Origin of the sequence: Burkholderia sp. Ac-20345, from assembly GCF_017104825.1 — a bacterium.
Classification (GTDB): Bacteria; Pseudomonadota; Gammaproteobacteria; order Burkholderiales; family Burkholderiaceae; genus Burkholderia; species Burkholderia lata_B.
The window spans coordinates 23856-38897 of the sequence record NZ_JAAGPO010000055.1; the positions used below are offsets into that span (position 1 = coordinate 23856).

Below are 15042 nucleotides of genomic sequence, written 5' to 3' on the forward strand. Positions count from 1 at the left end.
GAGAAGCCGGATCATGGTGACATTTGCCGAGACACGTACGCTGTCGATTTCGGGCGCGGCGTTACCGACCTATTCGACCGGTGGACTGCCGGTGTTCGCACCAGTGCGGCTGCAGGGCAGCGAGGCGGTGGGCCGTCTCGAGGCCTGCCGCTACCTGGTCACGCTGCGCACCGACGACGCGTTTGCGTTCTCGCCAAGCGTCACCGCCAACCTCGACCTGGACAAGATCGTCGGCACCGAGGTGACCGTGTCGATCCAGCTCGAAGGCAAGGGGCAGTTCATCCCGGGCCTTGCCGGCAACGCTGGGCTCGGCAACATCGGCGCGGGCACGCGCGAGATCACGGGGCTGGTCACTGCGGCACGCGTGGCCGGCGAGGACCGACACTCGATCCTGTACGAGCTTGAGCTGCGCCCGTGGCTGTATCGCGCGACGCTGACGGAGGACTGCCGGATCTTCCAGGACATGAGCGTGGTGGAGATCACCGACGCGGTGCTCGCGAAGTATTCGTATCCGGTCGACAAGCGGCTCGCCGGCGCATTCCGCGGCGTCTATCCGAAGCGCGACGTGCAGCGTCAGGCGTTCGAGAGCGACTGGGCGTTCCTGCAGCGGCTGTGGGAGGAATGGGGCATCTGGTGGTGGATCGATCACGGGGATGGCCATCAGCGCCTGGTGCTGTGTGACACGACGGGCGGCCACCATCCGCACGGGGCGGCGTACGAGACAGTGCGCTACCTGTCGCCGGACGGCAAGCGCATCGACGAGGAGCACATCCACGCGCTGTCGGTGACGAGCCGCCTCACGTCGGGCAGCGTGACGGTGGTCGACTACGACTACACGCGCCCGCGCGCGAACCTGGCGGTCACCGAGGAGAACCCGCGCAAGACGGCGAGCGCGGACGGCGCAGTCTATGCCTGGGGCGACTACAGCCAGCCGCTGGCGGGTGCGCAGGGCGTGGCAGGTCAGCCGAACGACACCGAGCAGGAGTCTCGGCATCTGGCGCGCGTGCAGATGGAGGCACGACGCTGCGCCGGAGTGCGCGCGAACGGTAAAGGCAACCTGCGCGGGCTGACAGTGGGCTGCACGTTTGCGCTGACGGGCTATCCGCAGCAGGCGGCGAACCGCGAGTACGTGGTGCTGTCGTCGACACTTGACATCGAGGAGGTTGGCGATCGCTCGGGCGCCAGCGCGACGTACCGGTGCGAAACGGAGTTCGAGCTGCTGCCGGCGAACGAGCCGTTCCGGCTCGAGCGCAGCGTGCGCAAACCGGTATTGAGCGGGCCCGAGAAAGCGATCGTCGTGGGGCCAGCGTCACAGGAAATTTGGACCGACCGATTCGGCCGTGTGAAGGTCCAGTTCGCCTGGGACCGGCAGGGCAAGCTCGACGAGCATTCCGGGATCTGGCTTCGGGCGGTGATGCCGTGGCAGGGCGACGGCATGGGCGCGACGTTCGTACCGCGGATTGGCCACGAAGTCGTCGTGAGCCACTACTTGGGCGATCCGGACCTGCCGGTGATTACGGGCAGCGCGGTGAACGAGTTCCGCCAGCCGACGCTGGATCTGCCGGCGAACCAGACGGTGGCGCTGCTGCGCGGCCGGGAGATCAAGGGTACGGCGTCGGGCCACGTGGCGATCGACGATATGGAAGGGCAGATCCAGACGCAGATGGCGAGCGACGCGGGCAGCTCGCTGCTGGCGCTGGGGAACATCCGGCGGATCGTGAAGAAGACGGGCCGGGCGGATGCGCGCGGCAAGGGCTTCGACCTGCGCACGGACTTCTGGGGCGTGGTGCGGGCGCTGAGCGGTCTGTTCATCTCGACGGACGGCCAGCCGAACGGGGCGGGCCAGGCGAAGGAGGCGAAGGCGGCGGTGGGCCGGCTGACGCGTGCGCGGGAGCTGCAGGAGAGCCTGTCGGGGCTGGCGCAACAGCACGAAGCGCAGCAGCAGGGCACGGACCAGAGCGACGTCGCGAAGGCGATCAAGGCGCGCAACGAGGCGATCCGGGGTGACGCGCCGGCGGGCGAGAACGACTTCCCCGAGCTGAAGGAGCCGGACCTGGTGCTGGCGAGCGCGGCGGGGGTCAGCGTGGCGGCCGAGCGGAGCGCGCACGTGGCGAGCAACGAGGACGTCGCGGTGACGAGCGGCCGACACGTTGGGCTTGCGGTGGGTCATTCGCTGTTCCTGAGCGTGTCGAACGCGTTCTCGTTGTTCGTGCACAAGGCTGGGATGAAGCTGGTGGCGGCTGCCGGCAAGGTGCGCATCGAGGCACAGAGCGACGGCATCGACATGAAAGCGAAGCAGTCGATCACGATCGAAAGCACGACCGACAGCATCCATGTCTACGCGGCGAAGGAAATCCTGCTGCATGCCGGCAGCACGCAGATGCGCATCAGCGATCAGGGCTACACGGTGCACACGGCGGGCGAACACACGGTCTACGCCGCCAGCCATCAGACGGTTGATCCGCAACCCAAACCCATGAAGATCCCACTGACGGATATCAAGGATGCAAAGGTCGTGGAGCATTTCGTGCTGATGGAGCGCGAGTCGGGCTGGGTTTTGCCCCAGCAACGCTATCGCATCACGCTTGTTGGTGGGCAGGTGATTGAGGGCATTAGCAGCGCGAACGGCGAAACGTCGCTGGCTATGAGCAAAAGCCCACAGATCGCGACGCTAGATCTGTTACGTCACGACGGCTCATTGTTGGCGACGTCCCAGGCTGCCCTGCTGAAGGATGCGAATACGAAAGGAGCAGAGGGCTCGGAGGGGAAATACGCATGACTGGACCGCGCAAACACAAAGTTGGCCCACACGAAATGCAGGTCAACAAGGTGCAGCCGACCAGTGCCGGCGTGATGCCGCAATATGCACTGTGCACGCCTGATCAATGGGGGCTTCGGCATTCGGATGTTGATCCGCAGCGGCGCGGTCAGCTCCTATATCCCGTGGCCCGCGATTATGCAAAAGCGATTCAGCGAGTGCTGGTCAATCAAGTGCAGTGGGGCAATGCCTTCTTTGGACCGGAAGGTGTGGGACCTACGCTGAAGCTTCAATGGCCACTCAACGTTGACTCGACACAACAGCTTTTTCTGCTCGTACGTCCCGCTATTACTACTGCGTTGACTGATCCGGCGGCAGGCTATGGGATTCCGGCCGCTGCCGTACCGGTCAACATGGGCTTGGCGGTGCCGTCCGCCGGCGGCGCCGGACAGCAGGGCGTATTTAAGCCGAATGACTGGAGCCTGATCCTGAATGCCGAGCAACTCGCTCCGATGTTCCGCATAGAGGCCGTGGCAGATGCGAATAGCGGTAATCGGCCCGCGCAACTCGGACCTTTGAAGGTGTTTGCCGACACGCTTTATCACGAAGCTCGGCATTGCCAACAGTGGTTCTGGATGTATGCCCTGGTACAGCAGCACCCAGACAACTTTGAGATGCTTCCCAAAATTGCTCGGTGGCCGGACGCGGTCTCTGGCGGTAATCCGGAACCGGGACGAAGCCGCTTCCAACAGGCGCGTGACGTCGTCGCGCTGGCGGCTAGCCAGGAAATCCCAAGCGATCCGGCTGCTCTGGCCAGCCTCAAGCGCATGGCGATTGGCGAATACGTGTACACCCTGAACGTCTGGCGGCACGCAACGGTCCCGTACGTGCCTGCTTATCTTGCCGACGTCGCAGGGCTGGAAAATGAGTTTCAGGGAGCCCGAAAGTTGGCGACTGATTTGCTGCAGCGTGTAGGCATAGGAGGAACCTCAATTGATGTCGATGCAATGGTGGCGGAACCGAGCCGGTGTTATTGCGATTACACCGCGCGACCATGGGAAAACGATGCCTTCGTGTGCGGGGACATGGCTTCAGCGTACTGGGATGCGGAATTGGGGCTGGCACTCAAAACGTACCCGGCAGATCAGTGCAGTCATGCTTATGAGTTGGCTGACCGCGCTCGCAAGTTGGAGTCCCTCTTGTCAAGCACAGGAGGCTCCGAAGGTGGGCAATGAGATGCAGGAGAAGGCGCAGAGCCGAATGATGACTGAGGCTCAGCAGGCGAAGCTGATGCAATTTGTACGCATCGGGTTGCAATGGGTGTCCGGACAGATATCGTTTGAAGATGTGGAACGAACGTTCGGCAAACCGAAGAAGTATGACGCCGACGGAGTTCGTATGATCGACTATGCCTATTACGTCGACGATGACGTGATCTCGGTGAAGTTCTCCTACGACAAACTCTCCCCGATTGATGGCAAGCCCGGGCTCGGTGGATTCGAGTTGAAGGTGAAAGATGGTGTTAGTACGAACATTCCATATGAAACGTGGGACACCTTGGGGCTGGTTCGCGCCAAACGTGGCGCGTTGATCGACAGCGGCCGTACCGACCAAGGGGATTTTTTTGATCCAACCGGTCTCAGAGACGTTACCGGCTGGGACCCAAAGAATTACGTCACGTTCAGTTACCGCCTACCAATGCCGCTGGACTCTCCGTTCGAAGTGGGGGCTGGCTTCAGCTATCTCGGTGAATGGATAAGCAAGAACGGTGGCGCCACCCTTAGCAATTTCCGTAACGCAGTCAATCTGCGCGATCTAGGCATTGGTCGCCATTACTTGACGCCTGATGAACTTCAGCAGCGAGAACAGGCGAAGCGCCAGAAATACGGCGAAATGAACCTATGCACCGGCATGCTCTGCCCGGAGACGGGCATGTGGCAAGGCTTTTCGGAGAGCAACTCCGCAGACGTCACGGTGGTATGGAAGGGCCAGAAATTCCCGAGTGTACGCACGTTGACCCATCAGGAAGAGCGGGAGCAGCGCCGGCCGACTAGCTGGGTGGCTGGGCAATGGATGTGGTTGAGGGAACTCGACGACAACCGAACGCAAGCGAACGACAAGGGAGTTTGATCATGTTGAGCCTTACCCAAGCACGTACGCTGTCCATTTCGGGCGCGGCGCTGCCGACCTATTCGACTGGCGGGCTGCCAGTGTTCGCGCCGGTGCGGCTGCAGGGCAGCGAGGCGGTGGGCCGTCTCGAGTCCTGCCGCTACCTGGTCACGCTGCGCACCGACGACGCGTTCGCGTTCTCGCCAAGCGTCACCGCCAACCTCGACCTGGACAAGCTCGTCGGCACCGAGGTGACGGTGTCGATCCAGCTCGAAGGCAAGGGGCAGTTCATCCCCGGTCTCGCGGGCAACGCGGGGCTCGGCAACATCGGTGCGGGCACACGCGAGATCACGGGGCTGGTCACCGCGGCGCGTGTGGCCGGCGAGGACCGGCACTCGATCCTGTACGAGCTCGAGCTGCGCCCGTGGCTGTACCGCGCGACGCTGACAGAGGACTGCCGGATCTTCCAGGACATGAGCGTCGTCGAGATCACCGACGCGGTGCTCGCGAAGTATTCGTATCCGGTCGACAAGCGGCTCGCCGGCGCATTCCGCGGCGTCTATCCGAAGCGCGACGTGCAGCGTCAGGCGTTCGAGAGCGACTGGGCGTTCCTGCAGCGGCTGTGGGAGGAATGGGGCATCTGGTGGTGGATCGATCACGGGGATGGCCATCAGCGCCTGGTGCTGTGTGACACGACGGGCGGCCACCATCCGCACGGGGCGGCGTACGAGACAGTGCGCTACCTGTCGCCGGACGGCAAGCGCATCGACGAGGAGCACATCCACGCGCTGTCGGTGACGAGCCGCCTCACGTCGGGCAGCGTGACGGTGGTCGACTACGACTACACGCGCCCGCGCGCGAACCTGGCGGTCACCGAGGAGAACCCGCGCAAGACGGCGAGCGCGGACGGCGCAGTCTATGCCTGGGGCGACTACAGCCAGCCGCTGGCGGGTGCGCAGGGCGTGGCAGGTCAGCCGAACGACACCGAGCAGGAGTCTCGGCATCTGGCGCGCGTGCAGATGGAGGCACGACGCTGCGCCGGAGTGCGCGCGAACGGTAAAGGCAACCTGCGCGGGCTGACAGTGGGCTGCACGTTTGCGCTGACGGGCTATCCGCAGCAGGCGGCGAACCGCGAGTACGTGGTGCTGTCGTCGACACTTGACATCGAGGAGGTTGGCGATCGCTCGGGCGCCAGCGCGACGTACCGGTGCGAAACGGAGTTCGAGCTGCTGCCGGCGAACGAGCCGTTCCGGCTCGAGCGCAGCGTGCGCAAACCGGTATTGAGCGGGCCCGAGAAAGCGATCGTCGTGGGGCCAGCGTCACAGGAAATTTGGACCGACCGATTCGGCCGTGTGAAGGTCCAGTTCGCCTGGGACCGGCAGGGCAAGCTCGACGAGCATTCCGGGATCTGGCTTCGGGCGGTGATGCCGTGGCAGGGCGACGGCATGGGCGCGACGTTCGTACCGCGGATTGGCCACGAAGTCGTCGTGAGCCACTACTTGGGCGATCCGGACCTGCCGGTGATTACGGGCAGCGCGGTGAACGAGTTCCGCCAGCCGACGCTGGATCTGCCGGCGAACCAGACGGTGGCGCTGCTGCGCGGCCGGGAGATCAAGGGTACGGCGTCGGGCCACGTGGCGATCGACGATATGGAAGGGCAGATCCAGACGCAGATGGCGAGCGACGCGGGCAGCTCGCTGCTGGCGCTGGGGAACATCCGGCGGATCGTGAAGAAGACGGGCCGGGCGGATGCGCGCGGCAAGGGCTTCGACCTGCGCACGGACTTCTGGGGCGTGGTGCGGGCGCTGAGCGGTCTGTTCATCTCGACGGACGGCCAGCCGAACGGGGCGGGCCAGGCGAAGGAGGCGAAGGCGGCGGTGGGCCGGCTGACGCGTGCGCGGGAGCTGCAGGAGAGCCTGTCGGGGCTGGCGCAACAGCACGAAGCGCAGCAGCAGGGCACGGACCAGAGCGACGTCGCGAAGGCGATCAAGGCGCGCAACGAGGCGATCCGGGGTGACGCGCCGGCGGGCGAGAACGACTTCCCGGAACTGAAGGAGCCGGACCTGGTGCTGGCGAGTGCGGCAGGCGTCAGCGTGGCGGCCGAGCAGAGCGCGCACGTGGCGAGCAACGAAGACGTCGCGGTGACGAGTGGCCGACACGTGGGGCTGGCGGTGGGTCATTCGCTGTTCGCGAGCGTGTCGAATGCGTTCTCGCTGTTTGTGCACAAGGCAGGGATGAAGCTGGTGGCGGCCGCAGGCAAGGTACGCATCGAGGCGCAGAGCGACGGCATCGACATGAAGGCCAAGCAGTCGGTCGGTGTGATGAGCACCACCGACAGCATTGAACTCCACGCGGCCAAGGAAATCGTGCTGCACGCGGGGAGCACCGAAGTGCGAATCAGCGATCAGGGCTATACGGTGCACACGGCCGGCGAGCACACGATCCACGCAGGCGGCCACCAGACTGATGGTCCGCAGGGGCAGGGCGGCGGCTTCCCACCGTTCCCGAAGTCCGGGCCTGGTCAACTGGAAGTGCTGCGCCACTATGTGACGAATGCTCCGGTCGATAAGAACACCATCGCTGTGACGGACAGTCTTGGCGCAATCCACAAAGGGACGCTCGATGCATCCGGCAGAACCATCGTGAGCGGGTTGGCGCCCGGTGCGGTCACCGTGCAATACGGGCTTGACCCGCACGACTCCTGGGTCATGTCGAGCTACCTGAAGCAGCCCCGCTGGAACCCCGCAGGCGCTGCCTGACGCGCATCGGCCAGTCAATCAATCCATTCCACAGTCCGAACAAGATCATGGCTGATAAACAGCAGTCCCTTCCGTCGGTCGACGCGGCGATCGTTCCGCTCAATCAAGTTCACATCGCCGACCTCGAGGCCGGCGCGTCGCATTTCGATCATTGGCTGCGCACCGCGAGCGGCGGCTACGTAACGCTTGAGCGCATCAAGGAAGTCTCGGCCGTGTTGCCCGTGGTCGGGAACATCATTGCTGCCGTCGACGTGTGCGGCGACATTTCGAAGCTGATTCAGAATCGGAACGTTCAGCCCCGATCGGAAGCGGAAAAGATCGACAGGATCCTCGATTGGGCCAACCTGGCGATTAACTTGATCGGAGTGCTGCCGATCCCGCCAGGGACGACGGCCGCTCGCATGTCGTTGCGTCCGACTTTGGGCCTGGTGCGGCAAGCGGTCAAGGCAGGCTCGAAAGATCTAGCCAAGGCGTCGGTGGCGGTTATCGCGGGGCATTTCACTGCCACCCTGATGGGTGATCTACAGCCGTTTGTCGAACAGGCAAAGGCGAGGTTGACGGAGCTGCTGAAGCACGCCGGGATCGAGGCAGAGAAGCGCCTGAATCAATTGGCTGACGGGCTCGACGCATTGGCTTCCGGGCGCTTGAGCGATCCGAACGTGAATCTTGCGGCCGCAGGCCACAAAGTGTCACGTGTTTCAGCCAGCTCGCTTATCCACGACCCAACCAAAACGCTCGGCGATCTGTTCGGCGCAGTGTGGGAAGTCTACAAGGCGGGCGCGAAGGCCGAAGTGAATTTCGTCGTTTCGATGACGCCCAATGAGGCACGGTCGACGGTCCGACAACTGGCCGCAGATATTCGAGCCAGCATTCCGGACGTCAAGAAGCGCATTCAGAGCTTGTCCAGCGAAGATGTCGGCACCGTGATGTACATGCTGAATATCCTGATCCGTGCGATTCAGGAATACGAGAGGACAAAGCACAAGCTTGCTGCGACCGTCGACAGCAACAAGAAGAACCAAGCGCGTCGGACAGAGGGCGGTCAACAAGCTGAAATTTCGGCTAATGAGGCAAAAGCGCGGAAGCCAGGACCAGGTTGCGGATGTGAGCCACCCGCAAGGGTTGGGGCTGCGATTGGCTTAGCCTTGGGAGACGAATCGTTTACGCATGTCGACTTTGTATTGTCGGGGATCATGCCAGTCGAATGGGCGCGCACATATCGCTCGAACTTCGATGCACACGATGAGCAGGGGCCGCTCGGCCCACGCTGGACAACACCGTATCACGTCGCCTTCGAGGCCAAGGATGATGGATTTGCCTATCACGATGCTTCGGGAAGAAGCCTGATATACCCAGCGCTGAAGCCGGGGCAGCCGCATCGCGATTCAATCGAGTCTTGCACGATCACCCGTGAATCCGAAAATGTTATCCGGCTCGTACGCGGTGAGACGATTATCGAGTCCTACGGGCGGCACGGAACACGTTTTGTGCTTGAGAAAATTGAAGATCGCTCCGGCAATGCGGTGGCGCTGGTGTGGGTGGACGGGTTGCTTACCCGGATCGAAACGGCAGATGCCATCGCGACGCTGACCTACGATAACGTCGGCCGCATCATGCGTGTCGCGCTGGTTGACGCCGCAGGAAAGGCGATGCGCACTCTCGCACGGTATCGCTACGACGAGGCGGGCGATCTAGTGGAAGCAAACGACGAGAATGCGGCGGCGTGGAGTTACGAGTACTCATATCACCTAGTGACGCGTTATAGCGACCGGACTGGACGCGGGATGAATCTTGAGTGGGACGGCACGCACCTTGATGCGAAAGCGATTCACGAATGGGCGGATGACGGTACGTTCGACACCCGCCTGACGTGGCACGACCATCTGCGGCTGACCTTCGTAACCGACGCGCTTGGCAATACGACTCAACAGTACTACGACATCGACGGTTACGTGTATCGGATCATCTATCCCGACCACACCGAAGAATGGTTCATGCGCGACGCAGACAAGCACGTGGTGCGCCATGTGTTCCCAGACGGCACAGCGGAATCGTTCACGTGGGACGACGCAGGACAGATGACATCGCATACGTTGCGCGATGGCCGCATCGCATACTATGTCCACGATCGCCACGGTAATCTGACTGGACTGCAGGATCCAGAAGGCCATCGCTGGGAGCGCTACTACGATAGCAAAGGGCGTGTGACCGAGGCGCTCGATCCGCTTGGCCGGTTGACAAAATACGAATACGATCGCGCTGGTCTGCCTGTTGAGATTACGGATCCGATGGGCGGCACGACAAAGATCGTTTGGCGTACAGATGGACAGATCGCGAGCTATACCGACTGTTCCGGCAAGACCGCCACGTGGAAGTATGACGAACGCGGGCGGCTTGTTCAGCAGCAGAACGCCGTTGGTGAGATTACGCGTTACGGCTACGAGGCCGGGCAGCTTGCATGGGTGACGCGGCCCGAGGGGCTGCGTGACACCTATGCACGCGATGCCGAGGGCCGACTGCTTGAGCACGTGGATGGCCTGAATCGATCGACGCGATACAGCTACACGGCTGCAGGCCTGTTGGCGAAGCGAATCAACGCGCGTGGCGATTCAGTCGAATACGGCTGGAACCGGCTTGGACAGGTCGCGCTAATGCGTAACGAGAACGGCCGAGAGTATCGGTTTGGCTACGACCCCGCAGGGCGTCTTAGCAGCGAAACCGACTTTGATGGCCGCGAGACGCGGTATTACCGTGCTGCGGGCAGCGCGCTCTTGACGAACCGCCTGTACGGCGGCGTTATGCAGGCCTTCGAATATGACGCCATGGGCCGCCTTGAATCCCGACGCGGTTGGACTGCGCAATTCACGGACCGCGGGCACGTCTTCCTGGATCCGCAAGGCGAGGTAGCTGTCGAGAGGGAGTCGTTCCAATACGACGGCCTAGGCCGATTTATACAGGCGGTCAACGATCAGTCGAGTGTGCGGCGCTTCTACGATCCGGTCGGAAATCTGGCGCGCGAACACGTGCACATGCGGGTCGAAGGCAAGGAGTATGAGTTCGTGTGGCGTCACGAACATAACGAGGTTGGGGCACGAGTTGCCACCATTCGGCCGGATGGCCACCGATTGGATTGGCTCACCTACGGTTCCGGCCACGTGCATGGAGTCATGCTCGATGGAACGAGCATTGCAAACTTCGAACGCGACGACGCCCACCGTGAAACGCAGCGCGAGCTTGGTAACGGTCTGACGCAGACGACGCTTTACGACGAGGCTGGTCGGCTAGCGCGGCAACTGCTGCAGGGCGCCGGCGGAAAAGTGATGGAGCGCCGGTACCAGTATGACGCCGCGGGACAGTTGACCCAGATCGGGGACTTGCGGCGCGGCGAACTGCAGTACGCGTACGATCCGATTGGTCGACTGACGCGTGCGCAATCATCTCTTGGCATTGAAACCTTCTCGTTCGATCCGGCGAGCAACATTGTCGAGTCGAAGGAGCGTGACGAACACGGCATTGGAGTGCTAGGTGGAGCTAGATCGGCACCGCTGCTGGACAACTTGCTGAAGGACTATTCGGGCACCCACTTCGCTTACGATGAACTGGGTAATCTGAAACAGCGCACGCGTAACGGTGAGCGCACCGACTTCGAGTGGGGCAGTCTGGGCCGGATGGTGTCGGCACGCGATCGGTATATGCAGGCGACGTACACGTATGACGCGCTCGGCCGGCGTATTGCGAAGCTCACCGAGCCGCTGGTGCCATATCTCGCTGGTGCTGGCAGTGGCTGGCGGGATGCAGAACGGCAACGTTTGAAGCAGGAGCGTGGTTACGGCTTCACGTTGTACGGTTGGGACGGAGATACGTTGGCGTATGAAACGTCGTGGGACACGCGTGAGACGACCCACTACGTATACGAGCCGGACGGTTTCTCGCCGCTTGCTCAGGCGAAGGGGCCGGCAGCGTTCCACGATGGTAGCGCCGGCGTTGCGGCACTTACTGGCGTTGCCTACTACCACTGCGATCAGATCGGCACGCCTCAGGAGATCACTGACGACGCAGGTGGGGTGGCGTGGTCATCGCGCTATAAGGCGTGGGGTGAGGCGAGGGAGGTGATCAGCGACGCGGCACGTAAGGCTGGTATCACGAATCCGTTGCGGTTCGCGGGTCAGTACTTTGATCGCGAGACGGGCCTACACTATAACCGGCACCGGTACTACGATCCGAGCAGCGGACGCTTTGTTAGCAAGGACCCGATCGGGCTTGCTGGGGGCATAAACGTCTATCAATACGGCCAGAACCCGGTTGGTTGGACCGACCCCCTGGGGTTGATGCCGTGGAAGTGGAATGAAAACGGCATGGGCCACCACATGGTATGGAGAAAGAAAGCCGAATCGTGTGGATTGAAACACCTGGCTACTAAGCGTGATACTCCAACGTATTTCCCGAAACCGTATAAAAAGGGCGATCATGAGGAGCTGCACCGAGTGCAAGGTGTATTCCTAGGGGGACGTCAAGGAGATTGGTCTGGCACGTCGGACGAGCTGCTCGTCGCTTCCGGTAAAGGACTCGAAGGTATGACAATGAAAGGGGATCTCAGAATTCCATCGACTGGTGAGGTTCTCGCTAAAGATGTCACCCCTTCAGAAGCCTACAAGAAGTTAATGGAGTGGCATGCCGCAAAACTTAAGAAAGACTGCTCGTAACATGAGGAGAAGGCGATGGTAGTCGGCGAAATTGACGTTGAAGCGAACGGAATTGTTCTGCTGGATCAAGAAGTTCTTCATCAGACTCTCAGGTGGACACCAGTGGCGCCTGGTGAGCGTGATCTTATGAGTGAATTCTTCAGCTCGGATCTTGGGGACGAGGTTATCCAAAAAGGGGCGATAGTCCCTCTTCTCTCAATTGATGACGGCGGCTACGAGATTGTTTGTCGGTTGTCCAGTGAGCGAAGTACCGTCAACGACCTTGTTGTCACACGAAATGGCTGCTTTCCTTTGTTGGTAAGGGAGGGTGCACGTTTCTATGATCTGGAAAATTTGATGCACTGGCCGCCGATTGAGACTGGTGTAGATTCTGATCTAAAGCCCGGATTCTATTCGGTGACAATAAACGGATTTAGATCTGTCGAGTCTGGAAGAATTGTCCGTGCTGGATACGAATTCGTTTGCGAGTCAACTGATGAATTGATTGAGTATTCGGCGGAAATAGATAAATATATGCGTGTCTTTTTTTAAAACGTTTGATGCGCTGAATGGCGGATGGTTTGGTGGAAACGCGGAAGATCTCGGTGTCACATGGGGCGGGCGAAATCGCCCTTTGGGGGCAATCCAGGTTGTCGACTTCCGCTTCGCACGCCCATCCGATCTCGGAAATTGTCGCCATTGACAGGGGTGTTAATGTTCGTGGTCGTGGAAGGTGCGTTTGATTGTTAATCGAGGCAGTGATAGCAATGAGAGAAGCGCCTCCGACGCTGAAGCGCGTGAGAGGCATTTCGATCTAACCATCGGCGGTGGGGTATATCTCTCGCGTGCGATCGATGTCGCAGAGACCGAGGATCCCGTGTTGACCGACTACTTGTCACGCGCGTGGATGGAGTTGGCCAGCACATCGCCAACGCCGGTACCGCGGTGTCCACACTGTGACGGTCTCCGGGTTCGTCCACGTCAATTCGGTGGTCCGAAAAAACAGCTTCCCGGGTACTTCTGTCACGTATGTAAGCGCAGCTTCAATCGCTTGACCGGCACACCATTCGCACGCTTGCGCAATCAGGCGAACGTCGGTGGGTTAATTCCGATGCTTTCGCGCCAGACAACCTTGACGCAGGTGACTGAGCGGATCGGGATGTCGTATGAAGGTGTCCTTTCGTGGCTCCTGGCATTCCGGCGTTACGTGCTCGAGATCGATCCTTCGGGTGCGTGGGAGGCTCGCATTCGGCTTGGGATGCACGCTCTACCACATGCTCGATGCATCCGCTGCGGCTTCGAGGGCGGCTTCTTTTCTGGGGGCTTCGATGTGCAGCGCCGTCGCCGCATTCGATGTCCTCAATGTGGGCGTCATCGGTTGTTGGACGTGACCCAGCGTGAGGGGCAGGCACTCGAAGCAGTCGTAGTGCGTGATTCAATTGTGCCGGCCGTGCGCCGGCGACGAAAGCACTATCCGGACATGGCCATGCCACAGGTTCAACGCGCGGCCCGAGTGGACAACGCGGCGCCGAATGTCGCTTCTCGGTCTTTGCGAAAGCTGGAAGGTATTCCTTTGCCTTTGAGGCGTTTGCCAAGGGGAACGGTTCAACGCTCCGAAGACGTTGCTCTCTCTGCCTTTCTCGTCGATCAGATTGACAAGGTGCTGAGCTCGGACCCGACACCGGTCTCATGTCCGTGGTGCGGTGGGGACCGTACCGGTTACCACCCCTATCGACGGCCGAGTGGGCTTCCAGGTTTCCGATGCCAGTCGTGCCTAGCGTATTTCACGCGTGCGTCGAATACTCCGTTGCTGCTTCCGCGGGCACGTATGCACGCGCGTCGCTTCGTTACATTGCTCGGTTGGCGGGATGGGTACGAGGCGGTTGCGCAAGAGCTCGGTGTCGGGCACAAGGTGGTGAGGCGCTGGGTTCGTTTATGGCGGCAATGGTTGTTGCTGCTTGACCCTAGTGGAGACATGGAACAGCGCGTGCGGCTCGGAATTCCACCTGTGCTGCGGCGATCCAAATCTAGGTGATCACGTGAAGTGCTGCGTAGTCACTGACGCTCTCGTCGACGCCAGCTTGGTTGGGTGGTTGCCGACGTCGACCGGCCGACAACAAGAGGCCTACGCGCGGAGCGGTCGAGTTTCCCCGCAGTTTTCTGGGCACACGAGGACGTGATGTTGGAAAAGCAAGGCAAGTGGGACTTGGAAAAGATGAAGTCGATCGCTTCGGAAATCGGTTGGGAATGCGTATCTGACCAATGGCGGGGCGATCACACCCGTTACCGATTTAAGTGCGCGCGTGGGCACGAGTTCTTTCGCCCGGCCCGTGGACTATTCCACATCACTTTGTTGCATGCGTGCACGATGTGCAAACTGGAGGATGTGCAGGCCAGCTTGCAGGAAACGGTGGCCAAGCGAGGTGGGACACTGCTGAACGGACCGGTTACCGATCTACGAAAACGCTACCGATTGCGTTGCCGTCAGGGGCACGAATGGGTAACGGGAGGACGGGAGATCATTGATGGATGCTGGTGCACCGCCTGTGCTCATATTGATAGCACTGGCGTTTGCCCAGAAAAAGGTGCCGTGGTCGACGTAGAGGCAATTCATGGTGCTCGGAACCGGAGTCGAACCGGCACGCCTTACGGCGGGGGATTTTAAGTCCCATGCGTCTACCAATTTCGCCATCCGAGCGCGATCGATGCGCTTCCTGTCGATCGAACATGGCAG

6 protein-coding genes and 1 tRNA gene are annotated in these 15042 nt (G+C 61.2%); 6 read left to right on the forward strand and 1 reads right to left on the reverse strand.

Going from position 1 to position 15042, the window contains the following annotated elements; genetic code table 11:
- Nucleotides 1-13: 13 nt before the first annotated feature.
- Genes tssI (G3O06_RS20920) through G3O06_RS20945 form a run of 6 tightly spaced genes read left to right on the forward strand, consistent with a single transcriptional unit; the run spans nucleotide 14 to nucleotide 12860 of the window.
- Nucleotides 14-2779, forward strand: a complete 2766-nt coding sequence (tssI, locus tag G3O06_RS20920) for a type VI secretion system Vgr family protein (RefSeq protein WP_241020164.1) — start codon at nucleotides 14-16, stop codon at nucleotides 2777-2779.
- The gene (locus G3O06_RS20925) at nucleotides 2776-3993 is read left to right on the forward strand and encodes a hypothetical protein (protein ID WP_205817371.1); all 1218 of its coding nucleotides are present in this window, start codon (nucleotides 2776-2778) and stop codon (nucleotides 3991-3993) included. Before tssI (G3O06_RS20920) ends, G3O06_RS20925 begins: the two co-directional genes overlap by 4 nt.
- Nucleotides 3983-4888, forward strand: a complete 906-nt coding sequence (locus G3O06_RS20930) for a hypothetical protein (protein WP_205817372.1) — start codon at nucleotides 3983-3985, stop codon at nucleotides 4886-4888. Before G3O06_RS20925 ends, G3O06_RS20930 begins: the two co-directional genes overlap by 11 nt.
- A 2-nt stretch (nucleotides 4889-4890) precedes the next feature.
- Nucleotides 4891-7626: a type VI secretion system Vgr family protein gene (tssI, locus tag G3O06_RS20935; protein WP_205817373.1), complete on the forward strand. Its 2736-nt coding sequence runs from the start codon at nucleotides 4891-4893 to the stop codon at nucleotides 7624-7626.
- A gap of 47 nt (nucleotides 7627-7673) precedes the next feature.
- Nucleotides 7674-12329: an RHS repeat-associated core domain-containing protein gene (locus G3O06_RS20940; protein ID WP_241020165.1), complete on the forward strand. Its 4656-nt coding sequence runs from the start codon at nucleotides 7674-7676 to the stop codon at nucleotides 12327-12329.
- Nucleotides 12330-12344: 15 nt separating this feature from the next.
- Nucleotides 12345-12860 carry a hypothetical protein gene (locus G3O06_RS20945; protein WP_205817374.1) on the forward strand — a complete coding sequence of 172 codons (516 nt, stop codon included), beginning with the start codon at nucleotides 12345-12347 and terminating at the stop codon, nucleotides 12858-12860.
- Between the two features lie 2061 nt (nucleotides 12861-14921).
- On the opposite strand, the gene G3O06_RS20955 is transcribed toward G3O06_RS20945, so the two are convergent.
- Nucleotides 14922-15006 (reverse strand) — tRNA-Leu (locus G3O06_RS20955).
- Nucleotides 15007-15042 lie beyond the last annotated feature (36 nt).